The 25,445-nt window shown below is 45.2% G+C and carries 11 protein-coding genes; 1 reads left to right on the forward strand and 10 read right to left on the reverse strand.

The features are described from left to right. Window positions 1-312 precede the first annotated feature (312 nt). Both secA and hpf read right to left on the reverse strand, forming a co-directional pair. Window positions 313-2,763 carry a preprotein translocase subunit SecA gene (secA, locus tag MKX30_RS16695; RefSeq protein WP_023990640.1) on the reverse strand — a complete coding sequence of 817 codons (2,451 nt, stop codon included), beginning with the start codon at window positions 2,761-2,763 and terminating at the stop codon, window positions 313-315. Window positions 2,764-3,175: 412 nt separating this feature from the next. Then, window positions 3,176-3,736 (reverse strand): ribosome hibernation-promoting factor, HPF/YfiA family, encoded by a 561-nt coding sequence (hpf, locus tag MKX30_RS16700; RefSeq protein WP_023990642.1) that lies wholly within the window; start codon window positions 3,734-3,736, stop codon window positions 3,176-3,178. A 433-nt stretch (window positions 3,737-4,169) separates the two neighbouring features. Here hpf and MKX30_RS16705 point away from each other — a divergent pair, with 433 nt between their 5' ends. After that, window positions 4,170-15,245, forward strand: coding sequence for a DUF7507 domain-containing protein (locus MKX30_RS16705; RefSeq protein WP_341063022.1), 11,076 nt, complete (start codon window positions 4,170-4,172; stop codon window positions 15,243-15,245). A 159-nt stretch (window positions 15,246-15,404) separates the two neighbouring features. Here MKX30_RS16705 and MKX30_RS16710 read toward each other — a convergent pair whose 3' ends face one another. The 8 genes from MKX30_RS16710 to MKX30_RS16745 form a co-directional block, all read right to left on the reverse strand. Further along, complete coding sequence (locus MKX30_RS16710; RefSeq protein ID WP_013312263.1) at window positions 15,405-15,602, reverse strand: cold shock domain-containing protein; 198 nt, start codon at window positions 15,600-15,602, stop codon at window positions 15,405-15,407. A gap of 647 nt (window positions 15,603-16,249) precedes the next feature. Next, on the reverse strand, window positions 16,250-18,082 hold the full coding sequence (locus MKX30_RS16715) for a 2-aminoethylphosphonate aminotransferase (protein ID WP_341063023.1): 1,833 nt from the start codon (window positions 18,080-18,082) through the stop codon (window positions 16,250-16,252). Further along, entirely contained in the window at window positions 18,076-18,768 is a 693-nt protein-coding gene (locus tag MKX30_RS16720) for a class I SAM-dependent methyltransferase (RefSeq protein ID WP_340959064.1), read from the reverse strand. The genes MKX30_RS16715 and MKX30_RS16720 overlap by 7 nt, the downstream gene beginning before the upstream one ends. Then, the gene (gene aepY / locus MKX30_RS16725; protein ID WP_340959063.1) at window positions 18,761-19,903 is read right to left on the reverse strand and encodes a phosphonopyruvate decarboxylase; all 1,143 of its coding nucleotides are present in this window, start codon (window positions 19,901-19,903) and stop codon (window positions 18,761-18,763) included. The genes MKX30_RS16720 and aepY overlap by 8 nt, the downstream gene beginning before the upstream one ends. Beyond that, complete coding sequence (gene aepX / locus MKX30_RS16730; protein ID WP_279835400.1) at window positions 19,900-21,498, reverse strand: phosphoenolpyruvate mutase; 1,599 nt, start codon at window positions 21,496-21,498, stop codon at window positions 19,900-19,902. Before aepX ends, aepY begins: the two co-directional genes overlap by 4 nt. 49 nt (window positions 21,499-21,547) lie before the next feature. Further along, a complete protein-coding gene (locus MKX30_RS16735; RefSeq protein ID WP_341063024.1) occupies window positions 21,548-23,596 on the reverse strand; it encodes a sulfatase-like hydrolase/transferase in 2,049 nt (682 codons plus the stop codon). A gap of 60 nt (window positions 23,597-23,656) precedes the next feature. Then, window positions 23,657-24,799 carry a DegT/DnrJ/EryC1/StrS family aminotransferase gene (locus MKX30_RS16740; protein WP_341063025.1) on the reverse strand — a complete coding sequence of 381 codons (1,143 nt, stop codon included), beginning with the start codon at window positions 24,797-24,799 and terminating at the stop codon, window positions 23,657-23,659. Window positions 24,800-24,818: 19 nt separating this feature from the next. After that, on the reverse strand, window positions 24,819-25,445 hold the full coding sequence (locus MKX30_RS16745; RefSeq protein WP_341063026.1) for an acetyltransferase: 627 nt from the start codon (window positions 25,443-25,445) through the stop codon (window positions 24,819-24,821).

Below are 25,445 nucleotides of genomic sequence, written 5' to 3' on the forward strand. Positions count from 1 at the left end.
CTGCCGACCGCCGTAGAGTCAAACGACTTTTAAATTATCGGCTCTGGTATGTGAGCCGAGTCAAGAACTGAATTAACTGACAAACAAGCAGAGACCAGCTTGCTTGTCATAATTGTTTAAAAAGAATTGAGATCAAGCTAGCCATTCATCAATGTTCAAACTGATCCTCTAACAGAGACCTATAAGTTGAAAACATCAGTCTCACCCCTGTATGGCACAAAATGGCCGACGGTCAGTGGTGAACTGCCGCCTGCCATTATATGCACTGCAGGGAATAGTGTATCTCAAGATCTCTCCCTTAATTTCAATCCGTTATTTTCTACGCGGACGCGAAGGAGCGGATTTCTTTTTAGGAGCTGCAGGTTCACCACTCGTCGAGATTTTGTCTTCGTCGATGACAGCCTGACGCTCTTGATTGGATTCAATTTGTGCTTTCATGATGTATGTCGCTACTTCCTCTTGGATGCTAGCAATCATAGCATGGAACATTTCGAAGCCTTCAAATTGATATTCGCGCAGCGGATCGGTACCGCCGTAAGCACGCAAGTGAATACCTTGACGCAATTGATCCATAGCATCAATATGGTCCATCCATTTGCTATCGACTGCACGCAATACGATAACCTTCTCGAACTCGCGTACCATATCTTCGCCAATCATTTCTTCACGGCTGTGGTATCTGTTGGTAACTTTCTCGAAGATCATATCCACGATCTCCTCTTTTTCCTTGCCCCACAGGTCATCACGCGTAAGTGTATTTTCCTCAAGCAGGTTGTTGTTCACATACTCTGCTACTTCTTCAAGCTCCCAGTTTTCAGGAATGTCATCGCCGCAATGAGCTTCCACTACGCGCTCAATGACAGGCTTGATCATGTCGAACACAATTTCCTTGATGTTCTCTGATTCCAGCACCTCACGGCGTTGCTTGTAAATAATAGCACGCTGCTGGTTCATTACATCATCATACTGGAGAACAACTTTACGCTGATCAAAGTTGTTGCCTTCGACACGTTTTTGAGCTGATTCGATAGCACGTGTAATCATACGGCTCTCGATAGGTTGGTCTTCCTCGAAGCCCAAACGCTCCATCATACTCAGCACGTTGTCCGCACCAAAACGCTTCATTAACTCATCGCCCAGCGATAAGTAAAACTGTGTGGAGCCCGGATCACCCTGACGTCCTGCACGTCCGCGAAGCTGATTATCAATACGACGGGATTCATGACGTTCTGTACCGATGATGTGCAAACCACCGAGTTCTGATACGCCTTCGCCCAGTACGATGTCAGTACCGCGTCCAGCCATGTTGGTAGCGATGGTAACTGCGCCAGCTTCACCTGCACGGGAAATAATCTCAGCTTCCTCAGCATGATACTTGGCGTTAAGCACTTTGTGACGAACGCCTTTGCGTTTCAGCATTTCAGAAAGAAGCTCCGAGTTTTCAATAGAAACCGTACCTACCAATATCGGTTGGTTCTTTTTGTTGCGCTCCAGGATTTCATCCACCACTGCATGGAATTTGCCTTTTACGCTCTTGTATACAACGTCAGGCATATCTACACGCTGGTTAGGCCGATTCGTTGGAATTTGGAGTACTTCCAGACCATATATTTTTTTGAATTCTTCTTCTTCTGTTTTCGCTGTACCCGTCATCCCCGCCAATTTGCGGTACATACGGAAATAGTTTTGGAATGTAATCGTCGCTAGCGTCATGCTTTCATTTTGTACAATGATGTTTTCCTTCGCTTCAATGGCTTGATGCAGACCATCACTGTAACGGCGTCCAGCCATCAGACGACCTGTAAACTCATCGACAATCAGGACCTCACCGTCAGCTACGACATAGTCCACATCCAAACGCATAATGGCATTAGCCTTCAATGCCTGTACAATGTGGTGATTGATTGTAACACTTTCCTGATCGTACAAGTTTTCAAGACCAAAGAAATTCTCGGCCTTGGATACGCCGTTTTCGGTCAAAGCAACCGACTTCACCTTAATATCCAGAGTGTAATCTTCTTCAACACTCAGGCTCTTCACAAAACGGTCAGCCGCGAAATACAGCTCTGTCGATTTCTGAGCTTGTCCTGAAATAATCAATGGCGTACGGGCTTCATCGACGAGAATAGAATCGACTTCATCAATGATACAGAAGTACAACGGACGTTGTACCATCTGCTCTTTGTAAAGCACCATATTATCACGCAGATAATCGAACCCGAACTCGTTGTTTGTACCGTACGTGATGTCACAAGCATAGGCTGCCTGCTTGGCGGCATGATCCATATTGGCCAAATTCAGCCCTACGGACATTCCCAGGAAGTTATAAATCTGTCCCATTTCTCCGCTGTCACGTTGCGCCAAATAGTCATTGACCGTAACCACGTGCACGCCTTTGCCCAACAGAGCATTCAAATAAACCGGCAGTGTTCCTACCAGTGTTTTACCTTCACCGGTTTTCATCTCGGCAATTTTACCTTCATGCAGCGCAATACCGCCGAGCATCTGTACGTCATAATGACGTTTACCCAGCACCCGCTTTGACGCTTCGCGAACCGTTGCAAAAGCTTCCGGCAAAATTTCTTCAGCCGTAGTCCCTTGTTCGACCCGAGCTTTAAATTCTGCCGTCTTCGCTTGCAACTCCTCATCCGAGAGCTTTTCGAAATCCGGCTCTATCTTATTGATCAGTTCAACCGTCTTCATTAAACGCTTGACGTCACGTTCATTGGTATCTCCGAAGATTTTCTTAACAATTCCTAGCATGGTTTACCCCTTTCGCGCAAAACAATTAATAGAATCAATTTCACAATAAGAAAGGGTCCATGATGAAATTGATTCCCGATATGTTTGACAGGCCCGGCTGTACCAGCCCATCGTGCGATGTTCTTTGCATAAATTGTAACAGTTTGTAGGACATGCCGCAACACAAGCAGCCTCCAGATTTGCATCCGGTTAAAGATACCAAAACAATTGACGCACGAAATACACAACTTAGTTACGCTTATCCAAGTTAAAATTTCCTTACATTTACAAAAAAACATATAAAAGAGCCCTATCCCGCCAGGTTCGCAAGGATAAGGCTCGTGTTGTTTTCATTTTCCTAATATCCATGAAGCATGCTTCAATCGAAATCGTTCTATTCATTTTAAAATGTGAAAAGTTCCTACTTCATAGGCTATTCCCGTTCGATCAGACCGTATTTACCATCATTGCGCTTGTAAACTACGTTAACTTCTTCGTTGTCAATATTGGAAAACACAAAGAAATTATGTCCAACCATGTTCATTTGAAGAATAGCTTCTTCCACATCCATAGGTTTCAATAAGAAACGCTTGGTGCGGACGACTTCCAGCTCATCCAGTTCTACATCCTCATCTTCAGCAACAGCCACGCCACCTGCCGGATCTTCCACAAAAAGGGTTTTCAAACTGCCTTCCTGGCGGAATTTTCGGTTTAGCTTGGTTTTGTGCTTGCGAATTTGCCGTTCAAGCTTGTCTACCACGGCATCAATGGATGAATACATGTCATCGCTCTCGTCTTCGGCACGGAGTACAAGCCCCGGCAAAGGAATGGTTACTTCTACAGTGTGCAAATCTCTGGTTGTGCTTAACGTTACACTTCCATCAGACGTCGGGGGTGCATCGAAATACTTTTCAAGTCTGCTGAATTTCTTATCAACGTAGTCCTTCAAAGCGTCGGTAACCTCGATCTGTTGACCTCGTACTGTTAAGTTCATAGGGCACGCCTCCTTTGCTCCTTCAGTATAGCACATATGTTAACGCCAAGTAAAAAAAGAGACCAACATTTCGAAGCTATTTTACAAAATTCTTCTTTTTTCGCTAAAACGCTTCCGATAACGTCATTCTTTGAAAACAGGTATGTTTAAAATTGACTTGCATACATATGTGAATAATGAGTGCATATATAAATATTGCCCCGCTGACGTCACGACAAACAACTATTTTGGGCTTCATGCTAAGCTATTTTATCGAAAAGGGGGTGACCTTTTCCCGCTGGATTAGGTACATGGGCTTGTGCGATATGCAAGGCCTGGTTATAACGCAGGCAATTTATACGAAAGGATTATTACACCCAGCCTAGCTGGCTCTTCCTATACGAAAATCCTAAGATAACGGATTTGGAAGAGATGGAAAGTAGGAAGCTAATCCATGGCTTTTATTCAGCGTTACGTAACGAACCAGACGGGGGCTGTCACCTTTATAGGGAATACACTTGGGCTGGCACGCTCTAATTCGGTAGGAGTGCCGGGAACAGCGACCAGCATTGGCGCGTTCATCACAACTAATACAGCCTCTCGCTTCGGTACGTATCCATTTGGCACGACTTCTACCTTTACCAGTAACTCATCGACAGCATTCCTTGTGCTCCCTGCGGGCAGTACGGTGCTGTATGCTGAGCTTATTTGGGGAGGAAGTTATGCCAACGGCAGTACCAATGTATTGTCCAGCACCAGCAACCCTGTCACATTTCAGACACCTGCTTTATCTACTACGGTCAGTCCTGAATCTGCAACATCGGTCAACGTCACTAGTCTCAGTACCTATGTGAGAACAGCGAATGTCACAAATCTGGTCATTCAAGGTGGCGCTGGTGCGTATACGGTCGGAAATGTGACGGGCAACATCACGGTTCCCGATTCCACCAACACCAACCATGCCGGCTGGACGCTGGCTGTGGTGTACAATAACCCGTCTCTGCCCTTCCGCAACCTGTCGCTACGTGTTGGTGGTGAAGGGGTCAGTACCGCTACAGGCTCGGTCAATGTAGTGGTGAGCGGCTTTGCCACACCTGTGCAGGGGACTTTGCGTGGTAGGGCGCTGATTAGCGCCCAAGAGGGTGACGTGGACATTACGGGTGACCGTGCGTTGTTTGGACCTACCACATCGAGTTTGACTGCGCTGTCTGGGCCTAATAATTTTTCGACTAATTTTTTCGCTTCCCAAATTAACGGAGACGACGGTACATTGGTCACGACGGGGACCTTCGGTACAACTAATGCCGTGAATGGAGCACCTGGAACGCAGGTCACGGGTGGACGGCAAGGTTGGGACATTACCAATGTCGATATTTCCTCCACGCTGCTCAATAGCCAAACCACAGGTGTCCTCCAGCTGACAACAAATGGTGACATTTACACTGTAAATGCCAATGCCATTCAAATTGATATCAATGCTCCACTGGTGACCCTGACCAAAACTGCCAGCTCTACAGGCTTGGTTATTGGCGATACTGTGACCTATACGGTTAACATTTCGAATACGGGGCTCGTCAGTGCTTCCAACACAGTACTTACCGATACCATACCAGCTGGGGCTACCTTCGTACCCGGCAGTGTTGTTGTCGCGGGCACAGCCCAGCCAACAGCCAATCCCGCTACAGGTATCACAGTGGGCAGTGTAGCTCCTGCTTCCACGGTGACCATTACATTCCGTGCAACCGTCACTTCATTGCCAGCAAACACCCAGCTGGGCAATCAAGCATCGGCATCCTTTTCCTTCCAAACCGTGCCTGGAGGACCTGTCATTTCTGGCAACGTTCCGTCCAACACTGCCAGTACACCAATCTACCAACCTGTTATTGGAATTGTTAAAAGTGCCAATACAACGGCTGCTACAGTTGGAGATACGATTACGTACACGTTTCAGATATCCAACACGGGCAGCATTGCTGCAAATCTCAGCTTTTCGGAGAGCATTCCCGCCGGATCATCCTTCATACCGGGCAGTGTGACCATTGGTGGTTCTTCCGTGCCTGCTGCCAATCCCGCTACTGGTTTTTCAGTAGGAACGATTAATACAGGTGCTACTGTACCCGTGACCTTCCAGGCCCTCGTCAACGCGGTTCCCGCCTCTGGTAATTTGACCGATCAGGCGGCTTACACGTATACCTTCACACCGCCTGACGGACGTATATTGAACGGAAGCGGGACGTCCAACACGCTCACCATTCCCGTATCCTCACCAAATGTGACCGTGACAAAAGCCTCTTCCCTGGCGGCAGCCGCAGTCGGAGAGACTGTTCAATTTACCATAACCGCCACAAACAACGGAATCGCCAATGTGACCAATGTAGTCGTTACCGATCCGCTGCCAAGCGGAGTTGCCTTTGTACCTGGTAGCGTCACCGTGAACGGAACTGCTTCTGCGACTGCTACACCTGTGAACGGTATTCCGATCGGCACTTTAGCTCCAGGCGCATCGGTTACGGTTGTATTTCGGGCAGCCATTAATTCTCTACCTTCTCCTGCACAAATCAACAATCGTGCAACTGTCAGCTTCACTTCCGGGGCCTTTACCGGATCATCTTTGTCCAATCTTGTAACCATACCTGTCGTTATTGCAGCGCCGACGATTACCAAAAGCGCCAGCTCCAACCGTGCCAGCGTTGGCGGGACGATTACTTATTCATTTCTCATCGCTAATACCGGAACAGCCGTATTAAACACGACCTTGACGGAAACTGTACCGACAGGCTCCACCTTTATTCCCGGAAGCGTCATTGTCGGCGGGTCCTCAGTGCCAGGCGCCAATCCTAATACGGGAATTTCAGTAGGCACCGTAAACCCTGGTGCACAAATTACAGTCTCATTCCGGACGACAGTGGATTCGCTACCACCCGGGGGTGGATTAAACGATCAGGGCCTGCTCCAATACTCATATCAGTTGCAAGACGGAAGAACCCTGTCGGGCTCGCTTCTCTCCAATATTGTTTCCGTATCGATTTCTCTTCCCAACGTAGCAGTAACCAAGTCTGCGGGATTCACATCCGTTAGTGTTGGCGAAACGCTGACCTACAGCGTGAACGCCGTTAATAACGGAATTGACCCCATCACAAACACCGTAATTACCGATCCACTCCCCGGCAGCGTGTCATTTGTACCCGGAAGCGTAACCGTCGGTGGTTCACCTGTGAGCACAGCCGACCCAAGAAGTGGCATTCCAGTCGGCACCATTGGCGCAGGCGCATCCGTGCAGGTGTCCTATGCTGTGCTGGTCAATGCCGTTCCATCCGTGCAGCCGCTGCAAAACACAGCCAGTGTCAGCTTCACCAGTGGTGCTTTTACCGGAACATCCCAGACAAATACCGTCTCTGTGCCGGTTTATCAGCCTCGTATCAGTGTGGTCAAATCTGCAAATACAACAGCAGCTACGATAGGCGACACGATTCTGTACACATTGTTAGTCACGAACAGCGGCAACTATAATGCTTCTGTAACGCTGACAGATGCTATTCCTGCCGGGTCCACATTTATGGAGAACAGCGTGGTAATCAATGGCGTTAGTCAGCCTGGAGCCAGTCCAGCAGCAGGTGTTTTCATCGGAACCGTGTCGCCGCAAAGCCCTATCACACTGACATTCCAAACTGTAGTGGCTACCCTTCCAACACCATCCCAACTGACAGACCAGGCCACCGCCGCCATTTCCTTTACGTTGCCCGATGGGCGAGTGCGAACAGATAGCACATCGTCCAACGTGTTATCCATTCCTGTGTCTGCGCCGAATGTGTCCATTTCGAAGACTGCAGACCGTTCCACCGCCATTCCGGGTGATTCGGTGTTATACACCCTGACCGTACTCAACAACGGAATCCAGACCGTGAGCAATGTGGTCGTTTCCGATCCTATCCCGGCCGGCTCTCAATTCACTGCCGGTAGCGTAACGCTGAATGGCTCCACAATAGCCAGTGGAGATCCGTCTTTAGGTATCGTAATTGGGAGCATTGCCGCTGGAGGGGGAGCTACAATCACTTTCAGGGTAATGGTATCCTCCCCATTACCAAGTCCTCCGCAGCTCACCAATCAATCGCGTGCCAGTTACACCAGCGGTGCTTTTTCAGGCGTATCAGTATCTAACCCGGTGAAGGTAGCCGTCAATGCCCCAGTGCTAACTGTCAGTAAAACTGTAGATCCCATACAGGCAACGGTTGGCGATATCGTAACGTATTCTGTGGCGGTGACCAACAATGGTAACATTGCTGCTGCTGCCACATTGACAGACAATATTCCCGCAGGCTCAACACTGGTACCGAACAGTGTGGTCGTCAACGGTGTTCCTATTCCCGGTGCCAGTCCCGAAGCAGGTCTGTCTATTGGCTCCATTGTACCTGGAGCCGCAACTCAAACAACTTTTCAGGTGGTGATTACTTCCGTGCCTTTACCTCCCCAACTCACCGACCAGGCGAATATCAGCTTTTCCTTTCAACCGCCGGATGGCCGGATTGTTAACGGCAATGTTTCGTCCAATATTGTCACAATCCCTGTATCGTCACCCAATGTACAGGTAAGCAAAAGCGCCTCGGTAGCTGATGCCGTTCCTGGGGATACGATAACCTATACCATTACAGCTACCAATAGTGGCATCGAAACCGTAACAAATGTTCGCGTAACCGATACCATTCCTACAAGCTCCACTTTTGTTCCTGGCTCGGTTATTGTAAATGGAACGACATTGCCGTCAGCCAGCCCCTTAACGGGGATTCCAATCGGTTCCATCGCTGCTGGTGCGTCAACAACCGTCACCTTTTCCGTGTCTGTCAACAGCCTGCCTGACCCACCTCAGCTGAGTGATCAGGCTACAGTTTCTTTTACCAGCGGTACACTGAATTTCACATCACTCTCCAACACTGTTGTCATCCCTGTTTACCAGCCTATTGTCAGTCTTGTTAAAACTGCAAATACGAGTCAAGCAACGGTAGGCGACACCGTAGTCTATACACTCACTGCTCAAAATACAGGTAATCTAGCAGCGACCGCCACATTCACCGATGCTATTCCATCTGGTTCCTCCTTTATACCGAATAGCGTCACCGTGAACGGTCTGCCTGTTGCTGGAGCCAATCCCCAATCAGGGGTATTGGTCGGAAACATTGCAGCGGGGGCTTCTGTCGCCCTTACCTTTCAAGTGGTCATTAACGCTGTCCCTGCTGGCCTGGGTCTGTTAAATCAAGGTTCGGCCACATTCACCTTCCAGCCACCTGACGGTCGCACATTAAATGGAAGCGCACAATCGAATCCGGTGTTCATTCCCGTATCCAATCCGAATGTCACCGTGACCAAAACGGTCAATCAGACCTCTGTAGCCTTCGGCGATACCATTACGTATACCATTAACGCAGCAAATAGCGGCATTACACCCGTAACAGGGACGGTCTTTATCGACCCGATTGCGGATGGCACTACTTTTATACCTAACTCCGTACAAGTCAATGGTGTCACTATACCGGGAGCCAACATCGCCACAGGCGTATCCGTAGGCACTATCCCTGCTGCCAGCTCAGTAACGGTCACCTTCCAGGCAACGGTAACATCCTTGCCAGCGTCAGGTTTGTCAACGGATCAGGCAACGGTCTCCTTTAATTCCGGGGCTTTCGCAGGTCAATCCGCCTCGAATCAGGTCAGCCTGCCTGTATTTCAGCCAATCTTGAATGTGACCAATACCCTCAGTGCAGATCGTGCAACCGTAGGGAATACACTTGGCTTTTTCATCACTGTAACCAATACCGGCAACGCGCCCGCAGAAACGGTCGTGCTTGATCTGTTGTCCAGCTCGCTTAGTCTGAATCAAAATAGCGTACTGGTCAACGGTTCGCCCATTCCCGGAGCAGACCCGATTACAGGCATTAATATCGGTTCGGTCGCCCCAGGTGCGACGGTAACCGTCTCGTTTAGCGCCGTGGTCATATCAGTACCACCTGGCTCCATACTAACCAACCAGGCAACTGTGAGCTACACGTTCCAATTGCCCGATGGACGAACGCTGAGCGGAAGCGGAGCGGCCCTGCCTGTATCCATTCCGATCTCGTCACCGAATGTAACAGTCACGAAGGCAGCTGATGTGGCTGTCGCTGTCGTGGGTGATTCTGTCCCCTATGTCATAACTGCGTTCAATAACGGACTCGATCCTGTTACTAGCGTAATCGTCACGGATACCATTCCTTTTGGAACCGCCTTTGTCCCGGGCAGCGTTACAATTAATGGTACGCCTGTTGTTACAGCCAACCCACAAAACGGTATTCCTGTCGGAACGCTTGGAGCTGGTGGCGGAGCTACCATTCGCTTTTTGCTTAACGTACAATCTCTGCCGTCGCCAGCGTCCATTACCAATGAGGCGACCGTAAGCTTTACTTCAGGTGCATTTAATGGATTTTCGGTATCCAATCCCGTTACCATCCCTGTGTATCAACCGATCGTCACTGTAACTAAAAGCGCGGGAACGGGAAGAGCTACGGTTGGAGATACTGTAACCTATACATTCTCCGTTACAAACTCTGGAAACATCGGTGCAGATACCGTCCTTAGTGATCCCATCCCGGCTGGGGCTGCCTTTATCCCTAATAGTGTAGTGATCAATGGCACCGCCGCACCTGGCTCAGATCCAAGTGTTGGGATTCCATTAGGTATCATAGGTGCAGCTACGACCGTCACTCTGACCTTTCAGGCAGTCATTACCTCACTGCCCGCATCAGGTACATTGGTCAATCAGGCGACCGCAGCTTACAGCTATCAGCCTCCAGATGGTCGTGTCCTGACTGGAAGTGCAGTATCTCCGTCCGTGACCGTCTCGGTCTCTTCGCCAGATGTGGACGTTATCAAAACAGCATCCGCTACAGATGCCGTAGTCGGAGATACCATTACGTATACTGTGATTGCTACGAATAACGGAATCAGTCAAGTCGTCAATGCCGTTGTATCTGATCAGCTGCCGCCCGGCACCAGCTTTGTTCCGGGTAGCGTAACCGTAAATGGAACTTCTGTACCTGCTGCGTCACCAAGCTCCGGTATCCCTGTAGGCACCATTGCAGTAGGTGGTTCGGCAGCAGTTACATTCCAGGTCTCCGTCGTTAGTCTGCCGCAGCCGCCGCAAATAACCAATCAAGCGACCGTTAGCTTTACTTCAGGCGCGTTGACCACGTCTTCGCAATCCGATCCGGTTACCTTGCCTGTTTATCAGCCGATCATCGGCCTGACCAAAACCGTCAATACCGTCAACACACAGATCGGATCAACATTGGTCTATACCCTGACGCTAACTAATACCGGAAATATTGCCGTTATACCTGTGCTGTCAGATAACATCCCCGCAGGTTCTGAACTACTGCCTAACAGCGTAGTCGTTAACGGCATCCTTGTCCCGGGAGCTTCGCCAGTTACAGGCATAACGCTCGGATCACTGGCCCCTTCAGGCAGTATTACAGTGAGTTTCCAAACCATCGTCTCGTCTCTGCCAACTCCGCCTATATTGACCGACCAAGGGCAAGCGGACTTTACCTACTCACCACCTGACGGTAGAGTACTGAGCGGTTCTGTCACATCGAATACAGTCAACGTTGCTGTGTCTGCACCTAATATTCAGGTGACGAAAACATCCAGCCTGGCAGCCGCTGTAGTCGGAGATACGATCAGATATACACTGAGCATCACGAATAGTGGCGTGGATTCAGTCACAGATACTGTTGTAACCGATACAATTCCTGCAGGTACCTCCTTCGTTCCGGGCAGTGTCCTAATCGACGGAGTAGCCTTCCCTAATGCCTCTCCGGTTGCTGGAATTGCCATCGGAAACGTCGCACCTGGAAATACATTCGTTGTCAGTTTCCAGACAACTGTCCAGTCTTTGCCGCAGCCACCACTGCTCACAGATATTGCAGCCGTCACGTTTACTAGCGGAACGTTCACTGGGACTGCCTTTTCCGATCCACTCATCGTACCTGTGTTCCAACCGTTAATTGCAATTACTAAAGCATCCAGCACTCTTAACGCCTCCGTCGGCGATACACTGACCTACACGATTACAGCCGTGAATAGCGGCAATATTGCAGCAGCGCTTACCATCAGCGATAACATCCCGGCCGGATCGACTTTCCTTGCCAACAGTGTCAGCATAGCTGGCAGTCCGCAACCTGGATTATCCATCGAAACTGGCGTTCCAGTTGGATCCGTGTTGCCAGGCGGAACGGTATCCGTAACGTTCCAAACCATTATCAATACACTGCCTAATCCACAGGTACTGGTCGATCAGGCATCAGGCTCATTCACTTTCCAACCACCAGATGGCAGAACTGTATCCGGATCTGCGGTATCCAATTCAGTTAGTATCTCTGTATCCTCACCAGACGTTAGCATTGTCAAAGGAACGGCGGCTACCGACGCCATTATTGGCGATATCATCACCTACACACTGGCTGTCTCCAACAATGGGATCAGTACAGCCAATAATATAGTGGTTTCAGATATGATTGCGGCGGGAAGCTCCTTTGTAAATGGCAGTGTTACCATAAACGGAACTTCCTTCCCTGATGGAAATCCTGGATTTGGTATTGCCATCGGTACACTCGCTCCAGGAGCTGTTACTACTGTTACGTTCCAGGTTCGAGTCGATTTCTTGCCCACACCGGCACAATTAAACAATCAGGCATCCGTTAGCTTTACTAGCGGGGCATTTACTGGTAGCTCAACATCTAATGTAATAACCATTCCGGTCTTCCAGCCGATCCTGACAGCAGTCAAAACAAGCAATACCAATAATGCCACAGTCGGAGACATCATCACTTACACGATTGTCGTATCCAACACGGGTAACATTGCAGCCTCAACTACTGTAAGTGACAATATTCCGGACGGCTCTGTATTCCTTCCGAACACAGTCTCGATTAACGGCATTGCAGCTCCCGGTGCAAGCCCAGTTTCCGGCATCCCGACTCCAGCCATACCACCAGAACAATCGGCAACCGTCACTTTCCAAGTGCTGGTATCTTCCATCCCTGCAACCGTATTACTGGTCGATCAGGCTGAGGTAGACTATCGCTTTAATGCACCAGATGGGCGAGAGGCAGGCGGTTTCCATTTATCCAACATTGTTGAGGTTGCCGTGTCACCGCTAGACATCACATTAAGTAAAAGCGTAAGCTCACCTTTCGCCACTACTGGCGATACCTTGACGTATGAACTCGTGATCCTCAACGAGGATACGAATACCGTGCAAGATGCCCGTTTGCTGGATACTTTGCCAGAGGACATCGAGTTTATTACAGGTTCAGTTCAGATTAATGGATCTACGGTGGTAGAAAGCGATCCCGGCACTGGCATATCTTTGCCACCGTTAGAAGCGAATACCAAGACTGTCATATCCTTTGATGTCCGTATCACAGCAACAGAACAGCCAGGACCGCGTACGAATCAGGCGCGCTTGTTACTCACGAAAAGTGAAGAAGCGAGTGCCGTTTTGTCCAATGCTGTCACCATTGCCGTACTCCAGCCTGTGGTGAAGCTGACGAAAATAGCCAGCACGGAGAGCGTGCAGCCAGGCCAAAGCATCACCTATTCCATCATTGCAGAAAATACTGGAAATATCGGTGCCTTTGGCTTGTTGACGGACTCATTACCATCGGAGCTTTCTTTTGTTGCTGGCTCTGTTTCGGTTAATGGAACCCCTCATTATGGGGTCAGTCCAGGGCAAGGCATTGCCCTAGGTACCATCGCACCAGGAGAAAAAACGACTTCCGCCTTCTCCGCGCTTGTCGTTCGTGCCTCCGAGTCTGGCACACTGGTGAATCAAGCTTCACTGGCTTACTCCTACCAGCTGCCGGACGGACGAAGCACGAATCTGGTAACTGCTTCACCTTCTATCTCGGTTAAAGTAGCCCCTACTGCTAAAGGAGCCTTGTCAGCTGTGCTACGCACAACAGTATCTACTGTCGCATTAAGCGATGCTGTGCCTTATCAGCTGACTCTTGTTAACGATGGAGGCTCAGTCATTACCGATGTAGTGTTAGCCGATTACGTACCGATTGGAACCATCATAAACCCGGACAGCTTGAAAATTAACGGTTCTCTACCTGCTTCTAGCAAGCCGGGTGAACCATTATTTATCGGCAGCTTACAGGCGGGACAGACAATGGATGTATCCTACAGCGTAAACGTTCAGTCTCTGCCTCTCGGAGGACGTCTAAACAATAGCGTACGGCTCCATTATGCTGGCAATGAGGGTGCGAGCGAGGTTACCAGCAACACCGTGACTATAACTGTTTTTGATCCACAGCTTGCCGCAAGTATCTCTACGGAAAATACGGAGGCCATCGCAGGAGAAAGCCTTACTTATACGGTACTGCTCAACAACTTTGGCAACGTAACATCAGAAGTTACACTGCAAAATTTCATTCCTGCCGGGACTCTATTGATTCCTGACAGCATACAGTTGAACGGTCAATCACTGTTGGGAACCGATCCTGCTGTCGGTGTTAGTCTGGGGTCTGTGGAACCTGGACAGTCATTGACACTGACTTATCAAGTGACCGTATCGGAGACGCCTCCATCTGGCTACATCGTAAATCAAGTTGCCTTTGCCTACTCGTTTACGTTACCTGGAGGAAGAGTCGTATCAGGGACATTGACTACGAATACCGTTACCATCCCAGTTGTATTCCCACTGCTCGAATTAGTTAAAAAAGTGAATACCACGGATGCCTCTGTAGGAGACATACTCACCTTCACCATTCAGATTACAAACAAAGGAGGAATTCCAGCACAGTATCCGCTGTTCACAGACCCGTTGCCGCATGGACTCATTTATGTACCCAACAGCCTAACTATCCAAGAAAAAGCACAGCCAGGCGCTAATCCCGCCGCAGGTATCACGCTTCCGGATATTGCACCAGGGGAGACGCTCACCCTTACGCTCCAGGCACAAATTCGTGAAGCACCAACAGAGGGAACATTCAGCAACCAAGCCACCATCGAATATACCTCACGTCGTAGTGGAGGAGAGACCATCCAGGAAACAACCCAAACCAACACCGTCGGCGTGACCGTTATTGCAGCCATCCCTAAACTTACACTTAGCTCCAGCGCTTTGCGTGTCGGGCAAGAAGATACCCTGTCCTTCACCGTCCATGTGGAAAACATCGGCAATACTCCGCTGGAAGAACTCTTGCTCACTGCACCATTTGCAGCCGAAGATTTCATTTTGTTGCGAACTGTCACCGTGAATTCTGTGCCGCTTCCGCATCCTAACCTGCTCCAAGGTATTCCGTTAGGTCGGCTTGACCCAGACCACAAAGCCGTTATCGTCTTTTCTTTCGACATCGAATCTGCGCTCCGCGCGTATCTGATCGCCCAGGTCATCCTGCGCTATCAATTCCGCTATCCAGACGGAAGCGTAGAGAAACAATCTGCCTCCTCCAATACCATTTTTGTGGAGATGGCTGACTTTGATGGTTCTCTAGAGTAAATGTTCTATTGTGTCGAGCTTCTTACCACTGGGTAAGGGGCTTTTTTATGTAATTAGAAAACATAAAAAAGCCCTGGAATATTTTCCAGGGCAGTTGCTAGCGCGTTATCCATTGCTAACCATCTTACCAATTATGTAGGTCGGCTATGCCGGGGATGATTATAATTTGGTTACGTTAGCGGCTTGTGGTCCACGTGCGCCTTCGACAATGTCGAACTCCACGTCTTGTCCTTCTTCAAGTGTTTTGAAGCCTTCTGTTTGAATTGCGGAAAAATGTACAAATACGTCGCCGCCGTCAGACGTTTCAATGAAACCATAACCTTTTTCTGCGTTAAACCATTTTACTTTACCTTGCATGCACTAACATTCCCTTCGTCATCAAATGAAGTGAAGCTCTCGCCCACATTTCCGACTATACCACCCAAAGTTATCCATTGTCAATTGGAATTGATAATGTTTTCATTCATAGTTATTCCAATTTTACAAAGCAATCTATTTCTATAGATTGAAATGGTATATTAAGCAAAGAGTTTACTATACAAGTATAGTAAACTCTTTGTGAATGTTTGAAACTCCTAGGGAAAAAACATTGAAAATTTTTGTTGTTTCTTTTTTACTCTCTTTTCATCTAGATCATATAAAAGACTCCGGTCTCCATCTATGTCATTGAAATCTAATTGTTTTCAGAGATTTTTTTATACGAACCTCTAATTCATTACAACTTCTTGAAGTATAGCGTCCATAAACAGAAAAGGTTTAAAATCAAAAAAATACGTTATCTGGACACTGGAAAATCGAAAATCAGTCTATATAGTCTGATATTTGGCGATTAACTGTTACTACAACTGTAACTTTATCTCACAATAAAAGCAGAACCTTGTCCCAATAAAATTGAGATAGGCTCTGTTTACACTATTTGGACTGATTGCAGCAACACCATTAATAAATAATTGATATATTTCCAAAAAGTTACAAACTTAAGTTTTTTAAATAGGTTTAATTTGTTACAAAGACAGATACTCTTCCATGGACTTCAAGAATCGTTCGATATCTTGGTAAGTAATTGCCCCTATATTAGCCACTCTGAAAGAAGTAGTTTGACCGATTTTACCCGGATAAATTGTAAAACCATTGTTGTACAAATAGTCGTGCATAGCACCGAATTCGTAGTTCCTAGATGCTGGCTCCTTAATGGAGGTAATAATTCTAGAATGATGCTGTATTGGTACCAAATACTGAAGCTGAAGGCGATCCAATCCTTTAATCAAGGTCTGCCACGACTCTGTATAGCGTTTATAACGCTGTTCAATCCCCTCATTTTGCGTCTCAATAATTGCTTGTTCTAGTGCATAAAACGTTTGAACTGGTGGCGTAAATCGCAGCTGACGGGTACGCTGGAAATGCTCATATTGCTTATACAAATCCAGATAATATGATTTTGGACTATAATCTTTAATCTTTTGGAGTTTTTCTTTATATGCGACGATAAAGCTAATTCCTGCCATTCCCTGCAAGTTCTTATTTGAACTCGATATAAGAAAAGAAACCTTACTCGCTTTCATATTAATCGGTATTGCCCCATACGAACTCATCGCGTCGACAATCAGATCTACTTCATGCAGAGCGCACAACTTTCCGATAGCATCAATATCGTTTAAAATACCGCTAGTCGTTTCATTATGAACAACCGCTACATGAGTAAGCTTATTTTTATTCCTTATAATCGCTGTTTCAACAGCATCCAGGGATAACGGTAGCATAGATGAGCTCTCCAAAACTTCGTGATCAACATGATAGACTTGTGCAATCTCAGCCATTCGCTCTCCATAAGCTCCATTACTGAGAATTAGCAATTTGCCTTCCCCGATCACTGAACTAATAACCGACTCTACTGCAGCCGTGCCCGACCCTGAAAATAGAGCAGTATCATACTCACTCTTTGGCGCAACGAATAAAGTAAGCTGTTCAGCTATCCACTCCATTAGATCTCCAAATTCCTGTTCTCTCGGACAAATATCTGGCACAATTTGCGCTAGCTTTACAGTATCGGTTGTTGTTGCTGGTCCAGGATTAAGTAGAATATTTCTTTTGATGGGTAATAATAAATGTGCTGCTGGTTGCTTTAATTTCGGATAGATCACTTCTCTGGCACGCTGTAAATGTTCTTCTGTATCAATTTCGCACCAAATAAATTTTTCGATTTTTTTTACAGAAATTAGTTTTCCTTTACCTACCTCAACCAATGCCTGTTCATAATCCCATTTCAAGTGATTATGAAAGTCAGCTTCTACCAGTCGGCACATTCGCTGATACGTATCCAAAGACACCTTGGATATCCCTACAAGTTCAGCATCCACTCGGCCTAAAAGTTCAATCTGCTTGGACATCGCAATGAGGTGACCTTCTCCATCCATCTCTATATAAACTTCATCATTAGAGTGAGTCGCGCCGCTCGATAGAATTACATCACTACGCGTATCCGCCAGCAGATTTTTCAGACCCGCTATGTCGTAGAGTAGATCAGACTCTAATAGTAGAAAGTCCTCATGTACAGAATCCCGCATGTTATACAGGGTGTACATGCTCCCACTGTCTTTATAGCGATTGTTATGCACGCATTGCACTTCAGGGTACTTCCTTGCTAATCGTTCATACTCCTGTGCTAAATAACCGGTTCCAATCCAGATATGTTCAATACCACTCTTAATTAATTGAAGAATCGAGCGTTCTATAATAGACAAATCGTCGATCTCTAGGAAGCCCTTTGGCTTATGTGCCGTACGTTCTTTTAATCGGCTACCCAGTCCAGCTGCCAGAATAACTGCTGTATTTACCATTTTTCGATCACCACGTTAAACCGGAATTTGTTGTTACCATAGTTATTGATTTGCTGATTAGAAGTATTTATTGTAAACCTTTTGCCCTTAAGTGCTTTCTCAGCGAAGTTCCGTTCATAAAAAAGATGTTCCAAACCGGCATATTTCTTCTCATACTCACCTAAAGATAGCGATCCTTTCCGAATTCTTAACGCTTCATCTGCGAACTGGATATCATTCAAATCAAGTAGAACTAGCATTTTATTTGTTTTCTCCCACATGATCCGAAGCACTTCTTCCGCATATTCTAGGTTTGGAAAGTATTGAAAAACACTATTAGCCAAGACAATGTCAAATCGACGTGTGGAATCTACATGAGCAGCTTCCTGTACACTAAAGTCCATCTCCGGCATAACAAAACCTGCAATTCCAATGAGAGAAGGAGAATAATCAACACCACTTACTCGGTGTCCATTCTTATAGAATGGATACAAAAAAGCACCGCTACCACAGCCTATTTCAAACAATGAGTCATCTGGCTGAATCTTCATAAGGCTAGCCGCATGCCTCACGTAAGTAAACCAAGCTTCCTCACTGATTTTTCCCGCTCCGGAATTAAAACCGTCCGCATCGATTAAAAACTGCAGGTTTGGATCAGCATTCGGAAGCTGCCGAGTACGTGACCAAATATTTCTCCAATTATCCATGGATGAACTCCACCAATCTCTCTTTGACTTCATGAGGTTTAACATTGGGACGGCTGAGATCATCTTTTGCCCCCCCTAAGATCGGCATGTACAAAAATGTGAGTTCAGGTTGTGACTTCCATTCTTCTATAAATTCAATAAGTTGATCCGTATCCTCTACACGCTTTACTCTTTTATAGCCACAACCCGCTGCTAAAGCTGGAAAATCAATATTTGCTGAAACTGTTTCTTGTCCACCGGTCGAATCATGACACTGGTTATCCAAAAGCAAATGGAGCAGATTACCTGGACCATAACGCCCATTAGTAGCTAGATTCCCCATTCTCATGATTAAAGCACCATCACCATCAATAGCAATTACGTTCAACTCGGAGCTACTTAAAGCAAGCCCAAGCCCTAACGAGCTCACACACCCCATAGAACCTACCATATATAGATTTTGCTCGGAATCCTCAACCTCGTACAGTTCCCTTCCAGTATATCCAGTAGTAGCCAGATATACTGTTTTTGGATCATTGCAGCGTTTCAAGGCTTCTAACGCTTGATATCTGGATGCCCTGTTTTCAGGGTGCTTCTTAATGCTCCCCTGCACCTCCAAGACATTGTGTCGGATCGTTGTTACATCAGATACTTGAAGTACCTCTTTACTGAAGGTTCCCTTCTTAACTACGAAAAAGAAGGGCTGATTTTTTGAAATCCAACGATCAGCTTCATGCAATTGTTTGCTAGCTTCTTCAAAATCTTTCGAAAGATAGCTCCACTTCACTTGCATCAAATCCAAAAGTTGTGTTGTTATCTGTCCCATCAACTCATGCTGAGGTTCATCAGCGACACCTGCTTCACCACGCAAACTGACAAACCCTAGAACAGGCAACTTGAAAGTATAATTTAAGGAGGTTAGTGGAGAAACGGCATTCGTAAGACCCGAGTTCTGCATCAAAACAACAGACTTACGCCCCCCCAGATAGGCTCCACTAGCTATTGCAACTGCATCTCCTTCATTGGCAGCCCCTACATAATCACACTCATTAATTGAATAGTTAATCAGATCCTTCAAAAAAGAGCACGGTACTCCAGTAAAGAAGTCGTACCCCAATGATTTCATCTCTTTCCCGAACAACTTTGTATCTATCACAGCATTTCACCTGCTTTTTGAAGATCGACAATCGTGTCCACGTCCAGCCAATCTCCTTTAATAAATCTCACTGCAACAGAATGTATCTTAACTAGTTCATTAAATAGATCGGTCAGAGTAAGAGTATGAAAGTCTTTTTCTTTAGATAAGCGTTCCAGCACTGTTTTTACTATATCTGCTCCTTGTGCGGATACCTTCCAAAGCCCGATAAACTCACCATTGAATTTTTGTTCAACACCGGATTTACTTACACTTACTAGCTTAACAGCGCTAGAGTACAAGTTTTTGGAATAAGGTTTTTCAGTCACAACAAGATCTTGATTGTTTTCAGAAACTTCAGCATCCGCATCGACCACAATTGTAATATCGTTTGTATCGTTAAGAAGATCATTAAGTATGTAATTCTTATAAATAATATCTCCATAGCTAATCACCGTAGTATCACTACCAATCTTATCTTTGGCCAGATAAAGAGAGTACAGTTCTTGGGTTGAAGCAAATTGATCATTGTCAATAGTCGAAATATTATTCAGCTTCACGTTCTCTTTTGCAAATCCGCGTACGACTGAAATATCCTTTATACCAACCTTGTTCAGATCATCCACTTGCATGCTCAGGATCGGCTTCCCGCTAACTTTCAGCAGTGTTTTAGGAATTTCTCTTGTGAGTTCTCCCAAGTTTCCTTGACTCGCCGCAAGAATGAGCGCATTTACATTTTTTCCGGATGTAGGCAGGTATTTTTTCTCCGCTTCTTTCAGTTCATCCGCACCCTGTAACTTAAAAATTTCAGACACAGTTGTAATTTTACCTTCTACGTTAATCAAAGATTGATCTTTGTAAATCTGTCGCACTGTCTGTTGCATAGAATGGATAGCTGACCGTAAAGTATGATTCGCCCAAATAACCATGTTAATTCCAAGTTCCCTGAACCGATCGGAAGGCGTAGAATAATATTTAGTAGGCACAATCACAACTGGATGACGATTACCCCACTCTCGCATGAAAGCCTCGATATCAGAACTGTCAGCTTTTTTACTATGAACCAGGATGGCGTCCGCTCCCGCCAATCTGTATGCTTCCGCTCGGCGTAAAGCTTCGTCCAGCCCCCATCCAGCAATAAAGGATTCCAAACGCGCAACTACACAGAAGTCATCGTCACTTTGCGTTTCCTTGGCAGCTTGTATCTTACCGCAGAATTCATCCATATCCGCAAGCGGTTGTGTTTCTCCAGATATGAAAGAATTTGTCTTAGGAAACAGTTTATCCTCAATGCATACACCAGCCACACCACGCTGTTCAAGTTTTCTGACCAATCTTCTCATATTGTTGAAGTTACCGTAACCGGTATCTCCATCTAGCAGTATAGGCAGCCTCGTCGCATCGTTCATAAATTCCATAACATCGAGGATTTGTGTCCAAGATGCTTCGTTATTATCACGAACACCCAGAGAAGCAGAGATCGTAAGTCCACTACCCCAGATTCCTTGAAAACCTGCTTCCTCCACAATTTTTGCTGATATCCCATTATGAGCTTCCATAATGAAATCAAGTTTGGAGCTTGTAATCATTTGTTTGAGCAACTTTGTTTTTTTCATTATAATCTTTCATCCTTTTACTTGTTATAAGTTTGTATTTTAAAATCTATTAACTAATTATTATGTGTTTACGAATATGTTTCCATACAACTTCCTCATAGTGATCAACTTTGTCCGGGAACACATCAGTCTCATTGCTACTAGTTTCTTTATTGATCAATTGAACCTTATACTCATTTAAATCTACCAGCCCATCATTCTGAATAGGTTGTCCGTTTTCAAACCTAAAAATATGAGTTTCATCCGTGATTGCAGCTTTATAAGTTTGATTAGGATGTATAGCTTCTGTAAACGCAAACTTGCGGGCTTCCTCGCCCCCTAAAGATGCAGGGAGGTGACCATCAATATCTTCAGGAGCAGACAGATCACTGTAGTGAAGTAGCGTCGGCAGTATATCAATCAGTTCCATAAATTCGTCAGATTCTCCCACTGGGACATCCCCACCTCTGATCATAAAAGGAACTTTACGTCTACTTTCATGAAGGAGAAAAGGTTCATCTTCTAAGAATGATTGACCATGATCGGAATGAAACAGAACCAGGATCTCTTCATTCTGAAAATGCTGATCAAAATAGGTATAAAGAAGGTTCAAGTAAAAATCGATTCGTTTAATTTCAAGAATATACTTCTCATGTTTGTTGATATCATAAGGAGTCAGAACGGTAGTACTACCCTTTTTATTTATCTTGACACGCTTACTGATGTCAGTTTGTGCTTGTGTCATGAGATTACAATCTATCTCATCTGGCACGTGATGTACATCCGCCAAAGATATCCATACAAAGTTATTTCTTTCCTTAAACGTCTCCAAATGCTCTATTGATTCTGTAATAACCTGTTTGCAATCCATCCCGCCCATAAAATTTTGATATAGAATACGATCAAAACCTTTATGATACCCGTGTGCAGGTGTCACTCTCCAATCTCCTCCGATTTGTGAGGTAAGATATCCAGCCTCTTTAAAGTGCTCTTGCATCATTTTATTATTTTCGGCAAATGCATGATTAAAGTCAGGGTGGAATAAGCCGTGACTGGTTGTATACTTCCCAGTAAACATACTAGCTACACTTGGAAATGTCCATTCACTTGTTGCATAGCAACTGGTAGAAGTGAACCCCTTTTGAAAATAGGCATGTGTATAGGGCATAATCGATTTAAAATCATGTTTTTGTATAAAATCAAACGAAAGCCCATCAACAAAAATGTTGAAGATTAATCGTTTTTTCTTCGCTACTTTTTGTAACGGGATCGGTGTTCCTATAAATATAGGTTTATTCATCGTTATCTTTAATAAGCCACTTTCATTAAACCGTAAATAATTATATTGATTATAAGGAAGATCTTTACTTGAAAAAGGATAATCCTTGCCGTTCAAATTAAAGTTAAGCATCGTGTCTTCCTCTAGCGGGGAAACAGGCAGTAATGTTTGACCTTCTAATGCTATTTGTTGTTCAGAGTTACATATCCGGCCCTTTAAAGTTTCTGTCATATGATAGTGTCTATTAATTTCGTCAATATCAGCATCATTATATGATTTGTAAAAATTGGTCATATATTCATCTGAGGTTCCGGTTGCCTGAGGTCGACGAATCGTGCTTAGACGGTTATGGTCAATGGGAAATAATCGATAGTCTGTTTCTCCTAAAAATCTCTTGCCCTCCTCAATAATTTGAAACAATTCAGCCTGATGAGTCTGATAAGTTTCCATCAATAAAAGATTCATTCGATTAATATACGTCTCAGCTAATTCCTGTTTTTCTACCGTACTAGCATATTTGAATGCACGGAGATACCTATGAAAACTGTCAGTAAAAAAATTACGCATTTCATAAACAATACCAAGATTTAAGTTAATATCAAAATTAAATGGATATAGCTTAATTCCTTCTTCTAAAATTTTCGTAGCTTGCTCATAATCGCCTTTTTGGAAAAAGTAGTTGCTCTTAATCGAGACTAGGTTCGCATCTTCTGTAATCTCAATATATTTATTAATGCCTTCCTCCAATGTTGATGGATTATTGTTATCAAAAGAAACTCTAATAGTATGGTTTATATTTTTCAATTTCTCTATGCGTTGCTGAATCGGCTTTCTTCTCATTAAAAAAATCCCCTAAAATTTCTATATTTTATTTAGTAATATAATTTTCTGAAACATACCTTAGAAATTTTTTTTCAACTGTTCAATAACAAACTTTTGATTTTCTTGAGTCATATTCGTATCAGATGGGAGACAAATTCCGTTTGAAAACAACTCTCGACTGATATCCCTTCCCGCTTCATGTGTAAAATAGTCTGTTTCCACAAACAACGGCTGTAAGTGCAATGGCTTCCATACTGGACGTGATTCAATATTTAACTTCTCTAAAAAACGAACTATTTCATGTACATCAATTCCTACTTTCGTTGAATCAATCTGCATAGCAGTTAACCATCGTGTGGATTTACCAGAGCCCGTCTCAGGCATAAAATATATGCCATCTATTTCTGATAGCATTTTGTGATACAAGCCAAAAATATCTCTTTTTTGCGAAATTCTATCTTCTAGAACTTTTAATTGTCCTCTACCAATCCCTGCAAGTACATTGCTTAAACGATAATTATAACCCAACGCACTATGTTGATAATAAATCGCCTTATCTCTTGCTTGTGTTGAATAAAAGCGTGCTTTGCTCAGTGCTTCTAAATCATCTGAAACCAGCATACCTCCGCCGGAAGTAGTAATAATCTTATTTCCGTTAAATGAAAGGATACCGAATTTCCCAAGCGTTCCACTCATCTGATTGCCGTAAGTTGCTCCGAGTGATTCCGCAGCATCTTCTACAATTGGCACCTCGTAATAATCACATATTTTTTTCAACCGATCGTAGTCTGCACTCTGCCCATACAAATTGACTATAACTACAGCTTTAGGTTTTTTCCCCTTATCTGCATAAGTCTTGAATGCTCGCTCTAGTGCCTCAGGGGACATATTCCAACTGTCTGGTTCCGAATCGATAAAGACAGGAATTGCACCTTGATATAAGATCGGATTAGCACTGGCAACAAAGGTAAGAGAAGAACAAAAAACAATATCATCCTTCTCCACACCAAGCAATATCAAAGACAAGTGAATTGCTGCTGTTCCAGAACTTAGGGCAACTGCGCCTCCACATCCTAAGTAATTTGCCACCTCTGATTCAAAAGCGTCTACATTTTTACCTAGTGGAGCAATCCAATTCGTTTCAAAGGCCTCTGCGATATATTGTTGTTCAAGCCCGCCCATATGCGGTGAAGATAAATAAATTCTATCTCTATTGGACATTTTGTTTCATTCCTTATCCTTATAGGTTTTTTATTACTTTGGCCGGACAACCCACAGCTATGACGTTCTCTGGCAAATCGCGGATGACACATGAACCGGCACCAACGATGGTATCGCACCCTACACGAATACCAGGTATAAGACTTGTACCTATTCCGATATGAGCACAGCACCCGATCTGAACTCCACCTGCCATATGTACACCTGGGGAAATATGCACGAAGTCTTCTATTCGGCAATCATGATCTATAGTAGCCGCCGTATTAACAATGACATGCTCTCCAACAAACGCGTCAGCGTTAATTACAGTATTAGGCATGACAACCGTCCCCTCCCCAATGAATGCGCTGGGTGCGACTACAGCGCTTGGGTGAACAGCAGTACCAAATTGGACTGAAGCAACTTTTAATTGACTTACAATCTTCCTTCTGGTTGTATTATCTCCGATTGCCACAACGAACAGCGCCTCTGGATACAGAGATAATAGTTGAGCAATCTGATTACGGCCCCCCAAGATCGGCAATCCGTTCCATGCTTCTTCTTTACAATGGTCATCCAGAATACCAATGATTTCTTCACCACAGGACCGTAAAATATCCACGATAACCTTGGCATGCCCTCCTGCTCCAAAAACAATATAGCTCAA

The sequence above is a fragment of the Paenibacillus sp. FSL P2-0173 genome, assembly GCF_038008045.1.
GTDB lineage: Bacteria > Bacillota > Bacilli > Paenibacillales > Paenibacillaceae > Paenibacillus > Paenibacillus polymyxa_B.